We start from the raw sequence: 17,473 nt of genomic DNA, 5'->3' as shown, positions 1-17,473 counted from the left end.
ATAAAATTACTAAAAAGAGGTTTTTATGATATCGATAAATAATAATGATATAAAAAATGATAATGCGATAATATCAAATATCGAGTATCATTATCATTATCGATATAAAATATCAAATATCACTCCTTCAATGAGTTAATCTTTATATAGATTATTTTCAAAGTCAAATTGTCATAAAAGTGTCAGTGAAGTGTCATAAAAGCGTCAATAAAGTGTCATAAAAGCGTCAATGAAGTGTCATAAAAGTGTCATTCTTGTTGTTTAGGTATATATTTATATTTGGGATGTAGCTTTTTAACCCGATAACCTTGTTTATCTTTTGTTAAAAAAGATTGAATGTATTTTAAATCTTCTTGGCGATAATAGATGATGTTTAACCCTTTCTTATAGTTTGTTTTTATGGGTTTATGATATTTATCCAGTTTTTGAGGGTCTAGTTGGTATAATTGTAAGTTTTCTAGTTTATGAAGATTGATTTTGCCAATTAATTTTTTGATGATATTTTTAGATTCATTTTTATAATTGATTTGGAAGATATTAAATAGGTATTTAAGGGAGTTATTTTGTCTTTTAAGCGGGGTTAAATCAGAAAGTAATAGTTTGCTATTACTAGAAGAAAAATTATCATTAATTAAGGTGATTTTTGTTTGTTTCATTTCTTCTAAGATTTGAGGATCGACGAAGAGAGTTTGGTTTTTGGGACGGTAATTAGCTTCTTGGTAAGTATTTTTCTTTTTGGAATGAGCAATAATAGTGAGATTAATTAAATCTTCTTTTAATATTTTTAAAAATTTTTTAATTTGGGTTAAATCATTAGGGGTGGTTTTTGTGTTCCAGCCCCCGATTCTAATTTCTTGACTAGTGTCGTTTTTCATTTCTTTTCTCCTTTTGTTTGGTTTGTTATAAAAATAAAAAACCCCGAATTTGCGAAAAATAAAATCGCAAAATTTAGGGTATATGCGCTTATTTTGGGGTATGTTGATATATTTATATGTGTAGATGTTATATATTTTGGTGTAAAAAAATAATTTAATTAATTACTTCAACTTTGTCTTCGCCAAAGAAATGAACCGCTAAATCGACGATGATTTTCTTTTTGGCCTCTTCATAAGTAATATATGGAGCTAAAAAACATTTTTGATATGCTTCTTTTCCGTATTGACCGATTAAATCATCGACATCTTTACAAGTTTGATCATAAGGGGGTAGAATTCTTCTAATTTCATAAGGGATTTCTTGTAAGGTTAGTTGTTCTCCTAAGGCTTCGCTTCGTTTTCGGCCTGTTTCGTCATTATCTAAGGCAATAATTACTTTGATATTTTCTTTTTTTAGAATTTCTATTTGTGATTTAGAAAGTAGTTGAGTGACACAAATGAGACCGACAACGTTTTTAATATTGTTTTGCCAACAACTAATGACATCGAAAAAACCTTCATGAATAATGATGGTTTTCGTTTGTTTAATAAAAGGTAATGCTTCAAAAAAACGATAACTGAAATGAAAAGTAGGTGTTTGACTAAAATTATTGAGGGATTTATATTTAGGTTGGAAATAAGAAACTTCGCGAAAATGGTTTTGATAAAAATGAAAAGTTTGATGATAACCATTTTCAATGGGGATAATAATTGAACCATGGAAAGTATCATGATAATATTTTTTTCTTTGTTGATTAGTTTTTTCTTTGATAAAACCATATTCTAATAATTTATCGATATTAATATTTTTCTTTTGACAGTAATTTACTAACCGAAAAGATAAAGGTTTATCAGATAATGGGGCATAGCCTAGTTTAAATTCTTTAATAGTTTCTACAGTGAGTTTTCTTTTTTGAGTTAAATATTCTATTCCTGGTTGGCTTTCGTTGTTGCGATTAATGGTTAATAAATAATGATAATAATCTCTAATTTGGTTGAATAAGGGTGAGATTTTTTTAAATAATTGTTTCTTTTTGATATTAATTTCCTGTTCGTCAACTGGTTGTTTTGGTTTAATTGGATGATATGGTTGTTGAAAAGGGTTAGTAGTTGTTTGCGTTGTTTCTTTTTCTTGTTGGATTAAGGTTTTAAATTCGAAAGAATTCATAAATCCTTCTATTCTTTGAATCGCTTTAGAAAAAGATTTAATTTGACGGATAGTCATATAAACATCAATCAGATCGTAATCTCGACCACATTTCCAACAATGAATTTTGTTAGTAGAAGTGAAATGACAACAAGTAGGATTGTTTCCTTGATGAATGGGACAAGGGAAACGATATTTGGGGTTGAAGTTTGGTGGTATGATATTTAATTTTTTTAATAAAACTGACATGGGGAAATGAATTTGGATGTGTTTTATTTTTTCTTGATAATTCATTGATAAATTCCTTAATAATTTTCTAATAGATAAGGTAAGATATAACCTATTTCTTGAAAGGTTTGGGTGGTCATTTCAAAGTGATAAACTAAGTTTTTTTTAGTACCACTTCGATTCTTTTTAATAGATAATTCAATGATTTTTTGAGATTCATTGTTTTTTGATGCTAAATATAATTGATTACAATTTTGATTATAGATATTCAAAGGTTTTTCTTGGTCTTTGGATAGTTTGGGTTGGAATTCAGACATCATTAAGACGATGTCGGAGTTGGTTTCGATACCACCACTTCCTTTTAAAGCGGTGATTTCAGGGGATTTTCCTTGGTAATGGCTATAAGTATCTCTCGAAAATTGTGAGAGAATGATAATAACGATGTTTAATTCCATGGCTAATTGTTTGAGTTTAGTCATAATTTCGTCAATGGCTAGACGGTCATTTTCTAAATGATTTGTGGCTTTTGTAATTTGAAGATGATCGATGACAATCATTTCAACTTTTTTTTCTAAATGAAGGCGATAAACTAAATCAATGATATAATCAATGTTTTTACTTTTGTCATAACTAAACGATAAATTAATGTTAACAAAAAATTGTTTGGCTTGTTTCATCCTTTCCGTGTATTTGAGTAGTGTGATGTTTAAATCTTTCAAATTTTTATCTAAAATAACATCTAGAGGAATTTGAGTTTGGTGGGCTAATAATCGACTTAAATTTTCTTCTAAGGTCATTTCATAAGAAAAAACTAACATATGGGGATAATGTTTAGTTTCTTGATGTTTGGTTTTGGCGATATCTAAAAGAAGATTGTAGACAAAAGTGGTTTTACCTAATCCAGTATAGCCCCCAATGGTGATGATTTGACTTTTTTTAAATCCTTTTGTGGCTTGATTTAAGCCTCGGAAAGTTTTTGATAAGCGGTAATATTCTTCTTGGATTTTTTGTTTGGATTGTTGATCGGTTTTAAAAAACTCAGGATGACAAGAGGACATTTGATTTAAAGTTAATAAGGTTTGGTCTGATTTGTGAGGAATCAAAGTCATAAATTTTCTTAATTTATCAAAGATTTCTTGGTAATATAAGTTTTTAGTGTAAGGATCTTGATTTTCAAAAGAAGGACTAATAAATTTTAAGAGTTGTCGGAACAGTTTTTCTTGGGTATAGGTATGTTTTAAGTTATCTAAGAAATTAAGGTTATTTTCCTTACTAAAATCATCACTTAAAAAAGATAATGATTCTTTAGTAAAGTTATCTTGGGGGAAATAGGTTTGAAGATAGGTGAGTAATTCTTCGATTATCTCATTTTGAGACTTTATTTTATCAAAGGGATGATTAGTTATTTTTCCTAAAGTTAAATATTTTAAGGCCTGAAAGATTTTTGTATGTTGTTTATCTAAAAAAGATTGTGGATCAATGAGCTGAAAATAAAAACTTAATTGTTCAGCTTTATTTTGGTTCATATAGGAAATGATTTGTTTTAACGCTTTTTGTTCGTTGGTTAACATTTTATATTAAATCCTTTTTTATTTTTTTAATGATGTTGATGTTAGAAAAAGGGATGAATTGACGGGTAATTAAGTTTTGTAAGAAATTGTTGGCTGAATTGGAAAATAAGTTAATTACTTGATTAATGCCTTGGATTTTTCCTTGGTTGATTTTATTGTTTAGTCTTTGAGTTTCTGGTTCGTTGTTGATTAATAAATAAAACTCAAAACGAGTATCTAATTTTTTGAGTTGTTGGGCCTCTATCATGGCTTGTTTATAGCGTTCACGAAGACATGTTTTAAAATTAAAAGCGATGATTCTTTTCTTTTTAGTAAATAAAACTAAATCAAATTTAATGTCAGGGATAAAAAATAAATTTACTTGAGGGTATAAATTAGTGATTCCTTTATTGTTTAAGTATAATAAAATTAAATATTCATTGATTTTACCACAAATGACTTTTTGACTTTGAGAGTTGATGTTATTTTGGTTAAAATAATGGTTTAATTGTTGGTAATTGGTTTTCATATACTTGTCAACAGAAAGATTAAAGGTAGTTTTTTTAAAAAAACATTTTAAGATTTCCACAGTTTGGATATTAGTATTAAATTGTTGAATATTAAAAAAATCTTGGTTATTTAACATTTGATATTCCTTTCTTTAAATAAAAAAAACCTTTAAATTAAGGTCTTTTGTTGGTTTTTTTAGTTTTAAAAATTCTTTTTGTTTTCCAGGTAATGATGCCATCTTTATGAATGGTTTTGATTTTTCCATTAGAAAAATAGATGTAAGTATTGCCATTTTGGCAGGTCTTTTTAGTTATGATCGCCATTTGATAGTACTCCTATTTGTTTAATAATTTGTTTGACATTAGATTTGATAGAATCACTTCCGTTTAAAATTAATTTATTAACTCCACTAGTATAATGAGTGATATAATGATCATATCCTTGGCGAACATTTTGAAAATAAGTTAATGATTGTCTTTCAATGAGATCTCTTTGATGGTTTTTTTGATTTTTCTTTCTGGTTCTTCCGATAAGAGGGTCAATGTCTAAATAAATTAATAAATCAGGTTTTTTTAAGATAGTTTCATGATTTATCTTAAAGATCTTTTTTAAAGGTAAAAGTTGTTTCTTTTCCTTAGAAAAGGGAAATAATTGATAAGCATAAGTAGATGGTAACCAACGGTCTAAGATAATTAATTGGTTATTTTTTAATTGAGGAACAATTAATTCCGCTTGGATTTGAGACATATTAGCCAGACTTAAATAAAAACGAGTGATATAATCTACTTGTTGAAAATTTAAAAATAAATCTCTAATTTCCTTCCCAAGTGAACTACTCCCTAAACCTTGATACAGTTGATGAGGGGTTTTTAATTGGGGTTGAAGGGCGTGAATAAGAGAAGTTTTTCCACTCCCGTCAAGTCCTTCGAAAACGATTAATTTCATGATTGATTTCTCCTTTAATTTTCAATTTGGGTATAAAAAAAAGACCTTCAATTTGAAGGTCTAAAAGTATGAATTAATTATTTGATTTTGCTTAATTGTTTTAAATAAGTGGTTTTTTCTAATTCGTTTTTGGCTTTGGTTAAAAGAGTTAAGTATTTTTGACTATCTTGAATCATTTTGGTAATAAAATTATTGTCTAAGTAAATTCTGACTACATGATAATCATTATCATTAAAATAAACTAAAAAGTAGGCAAATGTTGCTTGGGAACAATAAAGTTGACATTGGACTTGGGCCCAGTAGTTAATAGGGACTTCTTGGTGGAAAAAGAAGCCATTCCAAGTGGAGGAGATGTTATTGTTTTCATCCACATAAGGACATTTAATTTCTAAGAGAGTGTTGGTTTTAGCATTATAATCATCAAGTGAGGCAGAAAAAATTTTTTCTTTGTCATCCGTAAAGATGGTATCAGGATAAGTTAATTGAGTTGTTTTTTCAAAGAAAGCGCGAGCGATTGGTTCGGTTTTATTTCCGTGTTCGGTGTATTTGTTGCTTGTGAAAGTAGTGTCAAAGAGTTTGTCATGGACTAATTGTTCTAAAGAACGGAATTTATCATTACCTGTGATACTGCCGATTTCGGAAGCGTTAATATATTTTTTTCGATGTTGGTACCATTCTTTGGTGCGTTGGGATAATGTGATTTGCATGGTTATTTTTCTTTCTTAAATAATGAGATGATATATTGGCCTAAATAATAAATAAATTTAATTATATAATGTAAAAATTTAAAAAGAAAATCAATTAAACATAAGAGATGAGGTAAAAATAATAAAATAATGGTTAATAAAACTAAATTAAGCCATTGGTTTTGATTATTAAAAAAACAATTACTTATAGCAACAAACCAATTATTTAATTTTGTTAACCAAGTATTAATGCGGTTCCACATGATTATTAGTTTTAATAGTGGTTAGATATTGATAAAATCTAACTACGATACCTTTCTTTAATCTTTGGATGCTTAATTGGTAAGTAAAAAGATAGAATTTGATTAAATAATTAATAAAAATTAAAGGTGTTAATAAAATAGAGATAATGATGTTAATGGATAAAGATGGTAATATTTTTTTAATGAACATATTTAATGGTTCCTTTCTTTTTTAAGTATTGGGTAATAAAAAAGATCCTTGTGAAGGGTCTTTGGATGATATTTTAATTAAGAATCGAGGATATCTGGTTTTTTGGGTGGTGGTGTAGTATCTAAAAAATGGTAATATGTGCGAGCGCATTCATTGCCGTCAATATACCAATTATCAAAGAAAAATCCCGAAACATATTGATAATAATGGGTGTTACCATTTTCATCATAAATGGTTTTGCAAAAACGTCCAAATTTATCTCGGACTTCGTCGCCTGTATAATAAATGCCAGGTTTAATATAACATTGCCTTAACCAATTAATATATTCAGAACTATAATTATTGAAAATACGCAATTTTACTTTTTCATCTTTACAAGAAATAATAAATTTTTCCTTTTCGGTTTCAAAAATATTTTTAAGTTGGAGAAGTTCACACGATATAGTCTCTTTTCTATTTGGAGATGCTGACAATACCACTTTCATGCTATCAGTTTGGCGTATAAATTCACCTTCATAATCAAATAAATTATTATCTCTTTTCCATGTTCGAATGGCTTGGTAAGGATCAATAGCATCAGGTAATTCGATGCTTTTAATTCTTTTTTGGGTGCTAAAAGTGAAAAGATAAACATTTTTAGCACCATTTGATAATTTCAGCAAATCTTCAATGGTATAAGTTAGTTGGGGGAGGAGGCGAATTCCATCATCGAAATAAATAGCCTCAAATTCAAAACTTAGAAATCCACCTAAAGGGAAAGGAACAACCAAACCAGTGTTAGGAGTGGGGTTATAACAACCTAATTTAATTAGTTTGGGTTTTTGGATGATTTTCTGTTGGATTAAGTAATTATTAATCGCTTCTTCTTTACTTTGATCAACAAAGAGATTGATGTTGATTAATTGCACATTGCACTTTTCTTCCTGAGTTTTTTGTTGAGCATCCCAAAATACGAAAGCTTCTTCGATAGCGATTTCGTATTTTAAAAGGTCTTCTAAGGTGTGTTTTTTGTCTGCAGCAGGATATTTAATATTAAAGGGATTAGAGCGGGGTTTAAAATAGACACCCAATAGTCCTGAAGGAGGATCTTTTAGGAACCACCAGAAGTAACCTTCGGCATAATCATTGTAGGCAGGTTCTGGTAAATCACGTTCATCAAATTCAATGTTGAAATATTTTAGGATTTCAGGGATACTTTCTTTGGATAAAACGCTGATATCATACCTTTTCATTTTAGGTTGGAAGGTTAACCATTCTTGTTGGAGGGTTTGGTAATCCGCTAATTTAATTTTGGTTTCGTTTTGATTATGAAAAAAAGAAGAATGAGCATTGATGGAAAGGACAAAATTGAAATTAATAATTAATAACATAATTATTAATTTTTTAGATACAGGGAATTTTAATTACTTTAGACATTATTTAATAACCTCCTAATTCTTTTTTAATTTTTTTTTGCCTGACAAATGGTAAAAAGGGATAAAAAAAAGACTCTTGTTTAAAGAAGTCTTGTTATTTGGATGAGTAAGTATGGTTAAATAAAAAAACCCCTTTTGGAAAGGGGTTTTTTTATAAAAAAGATAATTTTTATGTTGATAATATTTTTAGTTATTTTCATCATTTAAATTGTTTAAAAGGTTTTTATAAGTTTTTAATTGTTCTTTTTGATTATCAATTAATTGTTTGTAATTTTCTTTTAATTTTAAGAGATTTTCTTTTTGATTATCAGTGATACTTCCTTGTAATTCTTTATCTATGTTTGTTATTTTGGTTGCATTATCATAAATTTTCTGTTTTAAATTAATTATGTTTTCTTCAATAGTAAAGTTCTGATTAACAGGTTGCCTGCTACTAGTTTCTGGAAGTTTTGGATCCGTTGCCATAACTGGATTAATATTGATGAAAGCGAATAATCCTAAAAAACTCATTAAAAATAATGGTAAAAGATGTAATTTATTTTTTATTTGCATCATTTTAACTTATAACTCCTTATTTATTTATTCTTCTAATTGCTTTTTTTTGCAAAATTATTATTTATAATATTTATTTAATTGAAAAAAATTGTTTATCTAAGTCATGGAATTTAACGTGTTTTTCTTCTTCTTGTTTTAATAAATCTTGTGGATTTTGTCTCATGTTTATTGAGGTTATAATTTTTTTCTAATTTCTTTTAATTCATAAATTAATTTTCCTTGTTGTTCTGTAATTTGAATTAATGAACCCAATTTCATCGATAAGGCAAATAACTTTTGATATAATTCTGGATTGATATTTTTATTCATATTTTGCATCTCTAAAACTACTTTTTTCCATTCTCCAGCGAGTTGCCAATTTCGTTCATTAATAAAAACTGATTGCGTTTCTAAAAAAAAATCACAAGAATTATTTAAAATGTAATTATTATTTTGTGATGAAGAACTATTATCATCCATCGCCATAATTTGATAATTATTGTTATTTATAACAAATAAAAATCCTAAAAAAACGAATAAAACTATTTTAAATAAGTATAATTGTTTTTTTAATTTAAACATTAATTTATAACTCCTTTAATTTTTTTATTTCTCAGCTGAGGCGATGTCGTAAAGTTTTTGAAGGTCGGTGATTGTTTGGTTTTGATAATCTTTTTGAGATTTATCATAATTGTGTTTTATTGAATATTTTAGTTTGAATTGAGATAACACAAAAGACTCTCTTTATGAGAGTCTATTAAAATTTTAGTTTTCTTCTGGAATTGTATTTAAATCTAATTTTCGTTTTTTATTGTTATTATTTGTTTGTTGTTGGTTTATGTTAAAAGATAAGAAATTTTCTATTTCTTTTATGGAAGCATTTTTTAAATGAGGGTATTTTTGTTTTAGTTGTTTGATATTTTCTTGACTTTTTTTTACTAATTTAAAAAAATTATTAATTTCTTGATCGCTCGGTTCATCATTTAAAATTTGTTTTCCTTTGTTGTTTTCCATTGCCATGACTTGATGATTGTTAGCAATTAAAAATAATCCTAAAAAAACGAATAAAACTATTTTAAATAAGTATAATTGTTTTTTTAATTTCAACATTAATTCATAACTCCTTTAATTTTTTTATCCCTCGTCTGAGGTGATGTCGTAAAGTTTTTGAAGGTCGGTGATTGTTTGGTTTTGATAATCTTTTTGAGATTTATCATAATCGCGTTGTATTGACTCTTTTAGTTTGATAGCGTTAGATAGCATATTTTCATACTTTTTTTGGGCGGCTTCTAATTTGCCGATTTCAATTTTAACTTGTCTAATTTGTTTGATTATTTCAATTTCTTCGTCTTGTAATTTAGATATTTCAGCTTGTAATTTATCAATTTCAGGATTATTATAAATTGATATTCCTTGAGTTTGTAGTTGTGATTTTTTATTTTGTAATTGTGATTTTACTTGATTGATTTCTTGTACTTTGTCATCGTGTTTTTTTTGTAAATTAGTTTGTTGAGTTTTTAATGAAGGAAATTTATCTTTAATTTCTTTAATTTCGTGATTATAATTATCACATTTTTGTTGGTATTCATCGATGTTTTTTTGATCTTGTTTTATAAATCCTAAAATTTGTTCCCAAGATTTTCTAATTTTATCAATTTCTATTTTTTCTTCTTGGGAAAGATTATTTGGTAATAAAGATTTGTCATCAGTTTCTGAAAGAACATAAGCTTCAACTTGGTTGAAATGAGATTGAGTTGTTTTAAATTTAAGTTTTGGAGGTTCGGTTTCGCGTTGGGGTCTTGAAGGTGTTGATTGATTAAATTCATGTTTTAATGATGGTGATTTTCCTAATTCTCGTTCTTTTTTAATATCGTTAGTTCTTTGGTAAAGACAAATTAATAATAACAATCCAAGAAGTGAAATAATCGCGATAGTTACTAAACATTTTTTAAAAAAATTATTATTCATAAATTTCATTTCCTTTCCGATAATAGTGATTATTATCAAATATTGAAATATGAATATATCACTATTATACAATTTTATATATTAAATGTCCAATAAAAAAGTTATTAGGTTAAATTTAATGATTATTAATTAGTAATTGGTTGACAAAATTTAGCATATCGTTTTTCTTTTTGTTTTTCTTCGTAGCGTTTTTGAGCGCGAGCGTAACTAGGATTTTTTTGTTTTAATTCTTCTTTTGCGGTTTCGATTTCTTCGTTTTTTTGTTCTAGTTGTTGTTTTAAATTAACGTGTTTTTTAAATAAATCTTCTGGATTCGAAACTTCTTTTAGTTTGTTTGTTAAATCTTCGGTTATGGTTTCGTATTCTTTGATTACAGATTCGTCTTGTTGTTTAAATTCAGTTAATTGGTTTTTCTCTGTTTGTATTTCTTTCTTTAAATTTACAGTTTCTTGACGAGTTTCATATTCTTCTTTTTTCTTTTTATAGTCTTTGTAATCGGCATCAAGTTTGTCTGTTTCGCGGTCAATACGAGAACAAATAGAGTCATAAGTTTCTTTTGACATCATTTTAGGTGTTCCATCTTTATTCACAAATATATCTTTGGCTAAATTAATTACTCGATGAGTTTCATGGACCACTAAACCCGCTTTGGCAATAGTTCCAGCGACTTTTTTAGTAACTCCGCCTGCTACTGCTTTTAAGAAACCGCGCCCACCAAAAGCATCCATATATAATTCGGCACCTTGGAAAAGGGCGTCTCGAAGGTTACCAAAACTAAATTCGTGTTTTTTATCCCAGTCATCAAGAGCGATTTTGGATGCGTCTGCGCCTTGTCGTAAAATTTCTAATTGTTTTCTTTCTATTTCGATAGTTGCTGTTTTGACATCGATTTCATCAATGTTTTTTTGAATTTCAGCTCTACGATCCTCCTCGTTTTTGATTTTAGTGAAAAGTTGTTGTTCGCCTGATGTTAATTCATTAAAATCGCGTTGTATTGACTCTTTTAGTTTGATAGCGTTAGATAGCATATTTTCATACTTTTTTTGGGCGGCTTCTAATTTGCCGATTTCAATTTTAACTTGTCTAATTTGTTTGATTATTTCAATTTCTTCGTCTTGTAATTTAGATATTTCAGCTTGTAATCTTATTTTGTCATCGGGGGATGCTAATTTTTCTTCTTCTTGTTTTTGTTTAATTTCTTTTTCTTTGGCTTCTTTGTCTTGTTCTAATTGTAAAAGTTTACCTTTTAGGATAGCGATATTACCTGTATTATCTTTTAATTGTTCTTTTAGTTCTTTAATTTTTCCTTCGTTTTTATCTAAGGCTTCTTGTCCCGCTCCACTAAAATGGAACCAGTTGGAAAGTTAAAATAAGTCAACTATTTATTAAAAAAATAGTTTGACTTATTTTTTTTGTTTCGAAATAAGTCAAACTGAAAAAGGAGATTTCAAAAATGAATAAATATTTATATGGTTTAAAAGAAATCATTAATTTTTTGATTATAAATAATTATTTTAAGATTTATTTATTCCATCAAAAAACTAATTTTAATCTAGATAATCAGACTTTATATCTTAATTATGCTGACCTTTATGAAATACTGGTAATTTTTAAAAAAATAAAAAGTCCACCTTTTAAAATTCAAATGAATTTACAAATGACTAAAAAATATACTTTTGATCTTCAAAAGAAAATTTTATATTTGAAAAAAGAACCTGAAATAAATAAAATGGTCGCTTTAAATGAAAAATTATATCAACAAGCATTTGGTAATTCTGAGTCTCAAGATGTTTATGCTGATTTAATTGAAAGAACCCGAAAACAACTTTTTGGAAATAATGATTTCTGATGAAAAAAACACAAAATAATCAAATCATCCTTACTTATCAAGAAGAAATTAAAAATAAAATAAAAACTTTCCCTGAATTAAAAGATTTGATTTATGGCCAAGATTATCATGAAGAAGATTTAATCACTATTGGAAATTATTTAAAAGCTGAAAAAGAAACATCTTTTGGTTATCAATTAATTTTGAAAAAGAAACCATATATACAGATAGTTTATAAAGAAACAGAAAAAAGTGTCTTTTATAGATTTCAAAATAAACTTCAAAAAATTCATACTTTATTTAATCAAAGTTTAGATTTTCTAAATTTAAAACAAATTAATATTGAAATTTTGAAAAGAAAAATAGTTCAAAAATATTGGAATGATTTTGAAAGTGAACAAACAAAACCTAGTTTATATCTCTATGGTGATTTTAATACTGGTAAAACGTTCTTCTTTAAATTAATAATGAAATATTTTTTAAAAGAAAAACAAGATTTTTTGTTTCTTTTCCTTCCAGATTTACCTAGACAATTTAAACCAGGATGGTTTGATGAAGAATTAAACCATAAAATGGATTGTTTAAGAAATATTCCTTATTTATTTCTAGATGATTTAGGAGCGGAAAATTTAACGGTTTATTTTCGCGATGATATTTTCTATTCTCTTTTAAACGCTCGTCAAGAAAAAGGATTAATTACTTTTATTAGTAGTAATTTAAATCCTCAACAATTGTTAGAACATTTGAAAATTAATAACGATAATAACCAAACTATGAAAGCTTTTCGAATCATTAATAAATTAAAGAAAATGTGCCAATTTTATAATTTAGATTTGACTCATAATAATTTAAATCAATTTCCAAAAGGAGTTTTAAAATGAAAATTAATTTAAAACAGAATAGTTGGGCTTGGTTTCAACATCGTAAAAAATATGTTAACGCTTCTGAAATAGGAACCATTATGGGGTTAAACCCTTATGAAACAAAAGAAGATTTAATTAAAAAAAAATTATTTGGTAGTACCTTTATTTCTAATCCCGCGATGGAACATGGTAAAAAAACCGAACCTCAAGCGAATTTATTCTTTTCAGTTAAAACAAAAAGAAATTATGAGCCAACAGTATTTACAAGAGATATTTTTTCCGCTTCTTTGGATGGTTATCATGCAGAAAGTAAGACGATGTTAGAAATAAAATGTCCTTTGGATAAAAATAGTTCCTCATGGAAAGAATTTTTCGAAAACGACATTATACCTCCTTATTATTGGGCCCAAATCCAATGTAGTTTATTTTGTTCCGAAAGTAAAAGTGCCTTTTTTTTAGTGTACTTTAATCCCCGAGAACATTATCTCCAAGAAGTATTTTTAAAATCTTCTTTTATTGAAGAGATGAAAATTAAAGCTCAGGAATATCAAAAAATTTTACAACAATATCAAACATTAATGAAAGCAGGAAAAGAAGATTAAAGATGACAAACACAAAACAAAATATAAATAAGAAAATAATAAAAATAAAAGGAGTTGAAAAATAAATTATGATAGGGCCAATGTTAGAAATTATTTTCGAAGATAACCAAAACACTATTAAAAAAGAAGAGAATTTTTATTTTGAAAGCTTACTTTTAAAAAAATTTTTATACAACAATAATAAAATAACTAAAGTATTCGAATATAAATATAATGATAAACGTATATTACAGGATACAAAAGAATACGATTATAATACTTATTTTCAATTTTATAATTTAGGTTTTAAAGAAACAAAAAAAAGAAAAAGAAAAAAAGAAGGAATTAAACCATGTCTATAAAAAACAACAAAAATAATAAAAAAAAAAAAAAAGAAGAAGCAAAATTTCGTTTTACGAAAGCCGATTTAATTACAAAAATAGCTAAAGAAGGCGGAGTTACTATTACAGAAACAGAAATTTTTTATAACATCTTTGAAAAAGTATTAACAGAAGCGATTACTCATTATTCAGAAGTCATTTTGTCAGTAGGTTTAGGAAGATTTGTCTTAAAAACTCAGCCCGCTGGAAAATTAACAAATGTTAAAGGAAAAAAAATTTATTATCCTGAATCTACAGTTGTCAAATTTAAAATTTCAAATACTTTAAAACAAGCGGTTAAAAAAATTAAATTAACTTAATTTAAATAAATCAAAATAATTTAACTTTTCCGCTTTATAAAAGAATATAAGGTTTTTTTAAACTAAAAAAAATCTCCTTTTTGACTTTATATTCTTTTATAAAGCGGACAAGTGAAAAAGAAAGGAAGGAAAAAAAATGCCTTTTGTAAAAAAAATAAATAAGTCAATAAATAAACCTGCAACAAAAAATATTAAAAACAAGAAAAAAACCCCTTTGAAAACTCATCATACTCAAACAGTAAGCAGTAATTCTCATATTGTAACACAAATTGAAGTACTGTTAAAAAAAATTAAATAAATCAAAGGAAATAAATTGATTATGTGGCTTTTAACTCCTTTGTTGAGTGTGTTTACCTTTATGAAAGATTGGTTTCATGGTTTTACAGTAGTGGAAATTTTAGATCGAAGATTAGATTTTATCGCCACTAATATTTTAGTAACCAGTTTTTTAACTGGTTTTAAACCTCTTATTGTTTTCATAACTAATCTTTTTTTATACCCTATTATGTTTGTTATCGGTTTCTTCAAACCAGAAATCAAAAAAAATTATTATAAAAAAAAATTTTACAAACTATTAATGAAACAAAATAAATTAGAATCTCAAAATCAAAAATTAAAAACCAAAAAAGAAAAATTTGCAGGGAAGATATCTAAATTAGAAAAGAAAATGGGAATTGTCAAAAATAATCTTATTGAAGAAAGTGAGGATAGAGAAGAAGATGATGAATAATTTTGCTTTAGGTTTTATTATTGGTAGTCTTTTTAATTTATTTGTCATCTGGTTTAATAATAAAATTTATCAACCTAAAAATCATGATACTTCCAAGGAAAAATCTTTTAAAAAGCTTTTAAAAGAAGTAGAAGAACAATTGCGTCAACAAAAAGACCAACAATTAAAAGATTTTTCCAAAGATTTATCTTTAACTATTAAAAATCTCCATATTAATCCCCACAAAAAAGAAAATAAAAATGTTGTTGATCCAAACCAAGAAAAAGAAAAAAAAGAACATTTTTCTTTAATTCATCATAATCAACAAGAATATTAAATAATTAAAAAAAGAAAAGGACAAAAAAATGCAAAAAATTATGAAAATAAAAAGAATACCGAAAAAATTATTCTTATTTATTAGTTTCTTATTTATTCTTTTAACTATCACTACAGGCAGTTATCATTACTTTACTCACAAATCAATAGAAGAAATTAAACCCGTAAATGTCTTGTGCGAACAAGAAAATAAGGATTTAACTTCTTTAGAAATTAAAATGAAAACTCTCCAAGAAGAATTAAACAAAGAAAATTTAACTCCTGAAACTAAAAATAATTTAGAACAAATTATGAAAAAACAACAAGAAAAACAAACAAATTTAAAAAATTTCATTACTTTTCAAACTTATATGAATCATTTAGAAACTGATATTCAAGAATGTGAAAAAGAATTAAAAGAAAATGAAGTTAAAAAGGAAACTTCTTTAGCTAAAAAACATCAGCTGGCGGAAAAAAAATTAACTAAAGAAAAAGAATTTTTAGCTTTAAAAGAAAAACAAAAATTATTCACTGAAAAAGATGAATTACAAAATGATATTTTAAAAGATTTAAAAGAAAAATTAAAAAAACCTAATTTAACTCCTGCCGATAAAACTCCTTTAGAAACCAAACAAACAGAAATTGAAAAACGTATAATAGAAATCAATCAAGAAATTAATAATTTAATTACTAAAATGCAATTAAAAAATAAAATTGAAGCTTTAACAGAGGACATAGAAATGGAAAAAGATGAAGCTTTAAAACAACTTTTTATCAAACATAAAGAAATTTGTCAACAACAATTAGAAACTTTAAATTAATTGAAAAACAAATTTTCTTTTTGGTTGTCTCTTTATAGTTTATGTTTCTGTTTTTATTTAGGCATTGGAATTGCTTATTATTATTTATCTCCTCAAGAAAAAATAATATCTCCAAAAACTGTATTTTCTGAGATTTCAAAAGAAAAAGAAATACTTTTAAACAATAATTTTCAACCAGCTTCTTCAGAAATTGATCGTTTTTATTATCAATCCGTTATACCTATTAAAAAAGAACACTTAGAACATTTAGAAGTTTATGATGTTTATTTAGGTGAAAATACAGGGATGAAAGAAGTTTTGGGTTGGTTAAAATATTTTTTTCCTTATAAAAAATTTGAAACTCATTTTAGTTATGCTTTATATAATACTTCTGATATTGATAACCAAGTATCTTTTAATTTTCGGATTAAAGAACCTCCTCCTGAAAAATTTTTATTAGCTTATTTTGAAGGAGGAAGTAGAGAGGGTCAAAATGATAAGTATACTTTAGAAGATTTAAAGAACATGGGTAATGGAGCTTCTCATTTATATTTCTTTTGGAGTATGAATAAACCTTATTCTCCCCAACCAATACCTTTTATTCCTGAAAATTACCATTTAGAAATTATTTATGATAAAGGAACTAATTTTGGAGGACCAAGTTATTTGGCAATCGATAAAATCGTTATTAAAGATATTCAAAAAGATAAGATTTTTGGTGTTTATCCGATTAATCAAAAAATTAAAGAACCTTTCGTCATCTTTAATTATGATTTTAAATTAAAATTTCCTTTTTATAATTACGAACAAGAAGGCGTTTTATGGAATACTAATCATATTAAATCTTTAAAAAAATTGATTTATATGAGAAAAGAACAGGACAACATCGAACTTTATATTATGATGTCGATGAATAATTCAAAAAAGAAAGGAGGCTTTATATGACTCTTATGAAAAAAATTTATTTTAGTTTTTTAATTTTTTTAAGTTTTTTAATTATAGGATTGAGTCTTTATTATGGGTTAAATACTAACAAGGTTGTTACTAACAAGAATACATCTCCTCTTAATAATGTTGAAAATCAAGAAACTTTATCTTTGTTAGAAAAAAGATTAAAAGATTTAGAAGCGGAAAATCAACAAAAAATAAATGAAGCAGAACAAATTAATACTCAAGATAAGCTTTTATCAGAAGAAATCCGTTTAAAAATGGGTCAATTAAGAGATTATATGGTTCAACTAGGTTATTTACAAAAAGCAATTCAAACTCAAGAAGAAGAACTTAAAAAAGAATCATTATCGGTTGATGAGAAAAAATTTTAGAACAA

Annotated in this window: 27 protein-coding genes; 12 read left to right on the top strand and 15 right to left on the bottom strand. The window is 26.3% G+C overall.

Annotation, left to right across the window (positions count from 1 at the left end; genetic code table 11):
• Positions 1-248: 248 nt before the first annotated feature.
• The 15 genes from JNO41_RS01920 to JNO41_RS01850 all read right to left on the bottom strand — a co-directional run bounded on the left by JNO41_RS01920 (position 249) and on the right by JNO41_RS01850 (position 11,378).
• On the bottom strand, positions 249-875 hold the full coding sequence (locus JNO41_RS01920) for a phase variable surface lipoprotein (RefSeq protein ID WP_121463833.1): 627 nt from the start codon (positions 873-875) through the stop codon (positions 249-251).
• 154 nt (positions 876-1,029) lie between these two features.
• The gene (locus JNO41_RS01915; protein ID WP_121463832.1) at positions 1,030-2,355 is read right to left on the bottom strand and encodes a toprim domain-containing protein; all 1,326 of its coding nucleotides are present in this window, start codon (positions 2,353-2,355) and stop codon (positions 1,030-1,032) included.
• Positions 2,356-2,366: 11 nt separating this feature from the next.
• A complete protein-coding gene (locus JNO41_RS01910) occupies positions 2,367-3,860 on the bottom strand; it encodes a replicative DNA helicase (protein WP_121463831.1) in 1,494 nt (497 codons plus the stop codon).
• Between the two features lies 1 nt (position 3,861).
• Complete coding sequence (locus tag JNO41_RS01905; RefSeq protein WP_121463830.1) at positions 3,862-4,485, bottom strand: hypothetical protein; 624 nt, start codon at positions 4,483-4,485, stop codon at positions 3,862-3,864.
• 37 nt (positions 4,486-4,522) lie between these two features.
• Positions 4,523-4,672 (bottom strand): hypothetical protein, encoded by a 150-nt coding sequence (locus JNO41_RS01900; protein ID WP_201736602.1) that lies wholly within the window; start codon positions 4,670-4,672, stop codon positions 4,523-4,525.
• A complete protein-coding gene (gene tmk, locus JNO41_RS01895; RefSeq protein ID WP_121463829.1) occupies positions 4,656-5,294 on the bottom strand; it encodes a dTMP kinase in 639 nt (212 codons plus the stop codon). Before tmk ends, JNO41_RS01900 begins: the two co-directional genes overlap by 17 nt.
• Positions 5,295-5,371: 77 nt before the next feature.
• The gene (locus JNO41_RS01890; protein WP_121464171.1) at positions 5,372-6,001 is read right to left on the bottom strand and encodes a YqaJ viral recombinase family protein; all 630 of its coding nucleotides are present in this window, start codon (positions 5,999-6,001) and stop codon (positions 5,372-5,374) included.
• Positions 6,002-6,226: 225 nt separating this feature from the next.
• Positions 6,227-6,433 carry a hypothetical protein gene (locus JNO41_RS01885; protein ID WP_121463811.1) on the bottom strand — a complete coding sequence of 69 codons (207 nt, stop codon included), beginning with the start codon at positions 6,431-6,433 and terminating at the stop codon, positions 6,227-6,229.
• A gap of 77 nt (positions 6,434-6,510) precedes the next feature.
• Entirely contained in the window at positions 6,511-7,803 is a 1,293-nt protein-coding gene (locus tag JNO41_RS01880; RefSeq protein WP_121463810.1) for a hypothetical protein, read from the bottom strand.
• A gap of 231 nt (positions 7,804-8,034) precedes the next feature.
• On the bottom strand, positions 8,035-8,403 hold the full coding sequence (locus JNO41_RS01875) for an SVM family protein (protein ID WP_121463809.1): 369 nt from the start codon (positions 8,401-8,403) through the stop codon (positions 8,035-8,037).
• A gap of 174 nt (positions 8,404-8,577) precedes the next feature.
• A complete protein-coding gene (locus JNO41_RS01870) occupies positions 8,578-8,964 on the bottom strand; it encodes an SVM family protein (protein WP_121463808.1) in 387 nt (128 codons plus the stop codon).
• A 24-nt stretch (positions 8,965-8,988) separates the two neighbouring features.
• Positions 8,989-9,114 carry a hypothetical protein gene (locus JNO41_RS01865; RefSeq protein ID WP_264081092.1) on the bottom strand — a complete coding sequence of 42 codons (126 nt, stop codon included), beginning with the start codon at positions 9,112-9,114 and terminating at the stop codon, positions 8,989-8,991.
• A gap of 33 nt (positions 9,115-9,147) precedes the next feature.
• Positions 9,148-9,492: an SVM family protein gene (locus JNO41_RS01860; RefSeq protein WP_121464170.1), complete on the bottom strand. Its 345-nt coding sequence runs from the start codon at positions 9,490-9,492 to the stop codon at positions 9,148-9,150.
• Positions 9,493-9,516: 24 nt separating this feature from the next.
• Positions 9,517-10,350 carry a hypothetical protein gene (locus tag JNO41_RS01855; protein WP_121464169.1) on the bottom strand — a complete coding sequence of 278 codons (834 nt, stop codon included), beginning with the start codon at positions 10,348-10,350 and terminating at the stop codon, positions 9,517-9,519.
• Between the two features lie 125 nt (positions 10,351-10,475).
• Entirely contained in the window at positions 10,476-11,378 is a 903-nt protein-coding gene (locus tag JNO41_RS01850; protein ID WP_432729303.1) for a hypothetical protein, read from the bottom strand.
• A gap of 121 nt (positions 11,379-11,499) precedes the next feature.
• Between JNO41_RS01850 and JNO41_RS01845 the strand changes: the two genes are divergently transcribed.
• The 12 genes from JNO41_RS01845 to JNO41_RS01790 all read left to right on the top strand — a co-directional run bounded on the left by JNO41_RS01845 (position 11,500) and on the right by JNO41_RS01790 (position 17,468).
• Positions 11,500-11,718, top strand: coding sequence for a hypothetical protein (locus JNO41_RS01845; RefSeq protein ID WP_432729301.1), 219 nt, complete (start codon positions 11,500-11,502; stop codon positions 11,716-11,718).
• Positions 11,719-11,803: 85 nt separating this feature from the next.
• Positions 11,804-12,199, top strand: coding sequence for a hypothetical protein (locus tag JNO41_RS01840; RefSeq protein WP_121464191.1), 396 nt, complete (start codon positions 11,804-11,806; stop codon positions 12,197-12,199).
• Complete coding sequence (locus tag JNO41_RS01835; RefSeq protein WP_121464192.1) at positions 12,199-13,059, top strand: hypothetical protein; 861 nt, start codon at positions 12,199-12,201, stop codon at positions 13,057-13,059. Before JNO41_RS01840 ends, JNO41_RS01835 begins: the two co-directional genes overlap by 1 nt.
• The gene (locus JNO41_RS01830) at positions 13,056-13,643 is read left to right on the top strand and encodes a lambda-exonuclease family protein (RefSeq protein ID WP_121464193.1); all 588 of its coding nucleotides are present in this window, start codon (positions 13,056-13,058) and stop codon (positions 13,641-13,643) included. The genes JNO41_RS01835 and JNO41_RS01830 overlap by 4 nt, the downstream gene beginning before the upstream one ends.
• 68 nt (positions 13,644-13,711) lie before the next feature.
• Positions 13,712-13,984 (top strand): hypothetical protein, encoded by a 273-nt coding sequence (locus JNO41_RS01825; protein ID WP_121464194.1) that lies wholly within the window; start codon positions 13,712-13,714, stop codon positions 13,982-13,984.
• On the top strand, positions 13,975-14,322 hold the full coding sequence (locus tag JNO41_RS01820; protein WP_432729298.1) for an HU family DNA-binding protein: 348 nt from the start codon (positions 13,975-13,977) through the stop codon (positions 14,320-14,322). Before JNO41_RS01825 ends, JNO41_RS01820 begins: the two co-directional genes overlap by 10 nt.
• Before the next feature lie 136 nt (positions 14,323-14,458).
• Positions 14,459-14,620: a hypothetical protein gene (locus JNO41_RS01815; RefSeq protein ID WP_161554994.1), complete on the top strand. Its 162-nt coding sequence runs from the start codon at positions 14,459-14,461 to the stop codon at positions 14,618-14,620.
• Between the two features lie 21 nt (positions 14,621-14,641).
• Positions 14,642-15,052 (top strand): hypothetical protein, encoded by a 411-nt coding sequence (locus tag JNO41_RS01810; protein ID WP_121464196.1) that lies wholly within the window; start codon positions 14,642-14,644, stop codon positions 15,050-15,052.
• Positions 15,042-15,368: a hypothetical protein gene (locus JNO41_RS01805; protein WP_236628362.1), complete on the top strand. Its 327-nt coding sequence runs from the start codon at positions 15,042-15,044 to the stop codon at positions 15,366-15,368. Before JNO41_RS01810 ends, JNO41_RS01805 begins: the two co-directional genes overlap by 11 nt.
• Before the next feature lie 28 nt (positions 15,369-15,396).
• On the top strand, positions 15,397-16,167 hold the full coding sequence (locus tag JNO41_RS01800) for a hypothetical protein (protein WP_121464197.1): 771 nt from the start codon (positions 15,397-15,399) through the stop codon (positions 16,165-16,167).
• On the top strand, positions 16,168-17,091 hold the full coding sequence (locus JNO41_RS01795; protein ID WP_432729295.1) for a hypothetical protein: 924 nt from the start codon (positions 16,168-16,170) through the stop codon (positions 17,089-17,091). It abuts the gene before it with no gap.
• Entirely contained in the window at positions 17,088-17,468 is a 381-nt protein-coding gene (locus JNO41_RS01790) for a hypothetical protein (RefSeq protein ID WP_432729293.1), read from the top strand. The genes JNO41_RS01795 and JNO41_RS01790 overlap by 4 nt, the downstream gene beginning before the upstream one ends.
• The last annotated feature ends 5 nt before the right edge of the window (positions 17,469-17,473 follow it).

Source organism: 'Prunus avium' virescence phytoplasma, assembly GCF_050916135.1.
Lineage (GTDB): Bacteria > Bacillota_I > Bacilli_A > Acholeplasmatales > Acholeplasmataceae > Phytoplasma > Phytoplasma ziziphi.
Note: the sequence above shows the minus strand (reverse complement) of the source record. Positions and strands in the feature narration are given on the sequence as shown.

What these genes read in the sequence shown, in the direction of transcription:
- JNO41_RS01880 (WP_121463810.1), bottom strand. Translation starts at nt 7,803, where the DNA reads ATGTTATTAATTATTAATTTCAATTTTGTCCTTTCCATCAATGCTCAT.
- JNO41_RS01890 (WP_121464171.1), bottom strand. Translation starts at nt 6,001, where the DNA reads ATGCAAATCACATTATCCCAACGCACCAAAGAATGGTACCAACATCGA.
- JNO41_RS01825 (WP_121464194.1), top strand. Translation starts at nt 13,712, where the DNA reads ATGATAGGGCCAATGTTAGAAATTATTTTCGAAGATAACCAAAACACT.
- JNO41_RS01840 (WP_121464191.1), top strand. Translation starts at nt 11,804, where the DNA reads ATGAATAAATATTTATATGGTTTAAAAGAAATCATTAATTTTTTGATT.
- JNO41_RS01855 (WP_121464169.1), bottom strand. Translation starts at nt 10,350, where the DNA reads ATGAATAATAATTTTTTTAAAAAATGTTTAGTAACTATCGCGATTATT.
- JNO41_RS01850 (WP_432729303.1), bottom strand. Translation starts at nt 11,378, where the DNA reads ATGCTATCTAACGCTATCAAACTAAAAGAGTCAATACAACGCGATTTT.
- JNO41_RS01875 (WP_121463809.1), bottom strand. Translation starts at nt 8,403, where the DNA reads ATGATGCAAATAAAAAATAAATTACATCTTTTACCATTATTTTTAATG.
- JNO41_RS01905 (WP_121463830.1), bottom strand. Translation starts at nt 4,485, where the DNA reads ATGTTAAATAACCAAGATTTTTTTAATATTCAACAATTTAATACTAAT.
- JNO41_RS01885 (WP_121463811.1), bottom strand. Translation starts at nt 6,433, where the DNA reads ATGTTCATTAAAAAAATATTACCATCTTTATCCATTAACATCATTATC.
- JNO41_RS01800 (WP_121464197.1), top strand. Translation starts at nt 15,397, where the DNA reads ATGCAAAAAATTATGAAAATAAAAAGAATACCGAAAAAATTATTCTTA.
- JNO41_RS01915 (WP_121463832.1), bottom strand. Translation starts at nt 2,355, where the DNA reads ATGAATTATCAAGAAAAAATAAAACACATCCAAATTCATTTCCCCATG.
- JNO41_RS01920 (WP_121463833.1), bottom strand. Translation starts at nt 875, where the DNA reads ATGAAAAACGACACTAGTCAAGAAATTAGAATCGGGGGCTGGAACACA.
- JNO41_RS01805 (WP_236628362.1), top strand. Translation starts at nt 15,042, where the DNA reads ATGATGAATAATTTTGCTTTAGGTTTTATTATTGGTAGTCTTTTTAAT.
- JNO41_RS01900 (WP_201736602.1), bottom strand. Translation starts at nt 4,672, where the DNA reads ATGGCGATCATAACTAAAAAGACCTGCCAAAATGGCAATACTTACATC.
- tmk (WP_121463829.1), bottom strand. Translation starts at nt 5,294, where the DNA reads ATGAAATTAATCGTTTTCGAAGGACTTGACGGGAGTGGAAAAACTTCT.
- JNO41_RS01870 (WP_121463808.1), bottom strand. Translation starts at nt 8,964, where the DNA reads ATGTTTAAATTAAAAAAACAATTATACTTATTTAAAATAGTTTTATTC.
- JNO41_RS01815 (WP_161554994.1), top strand. Translation starts at nt 14,459, where the DNA reads ATGCCTTTTGTAAAAAAAATAAATAAGTCAATAAATAAACCTGCAACA.
- JNO41_RS01790 (WP_432729293.1), top strand. Translation starts at nt 17,088, where the DNA reads ATGACTCTTATGAAAAAAATTTATTTTAGTTTTTTAATTTTTTTAAGT.
- JNO41_RS01810 (WP_121464196.1), top strand. Translation starts at nt 14,642, where the DNA reads ATGTGGCTTTTAACTCCTTTGTTGAGTGTGTTTACCTTTATGAAAGAT.
- JNO41_RS01910 (WP_121463831.1), bottom strand. Translation starts at nt 3,860, where the DNA reads ATGTTAACCAACGAACAAAAAGCGTTAAAACAAATCATTTCCTATATG.
- JNO41_RS01835 (WP_121464192.1), top strand. Translation starts at nt 12,199, where the DNA reads ATGAAAAAAACACAAAATAATCAAATCATCCTTACTTATCAAGAAGAA.
- JNO41_RS01830 (WP_121464193.1), top strand. Translation starts at nt 13,056, where the DNA reads ATGAAAATTAATTTAAAACAGAATAGTTGGGCTTGGTTTCAACATCGT.
- JNO41_RS01860 (WP_121464170.1), bottom strand. Translation starts at nt 9,492, where the DNA reads ATGTTGAAATTAAAAAAACAATTATACTTATTTAAAATAGTTTTATTC.
- JNO41_RS01820 (WP_432729298.1), top strand. Translation starts at nt 13,975, where the DNA reads ATGTCTATAAAAAACAACAAAAATAATAAAAAAAAAAAAAAAGAAGAA.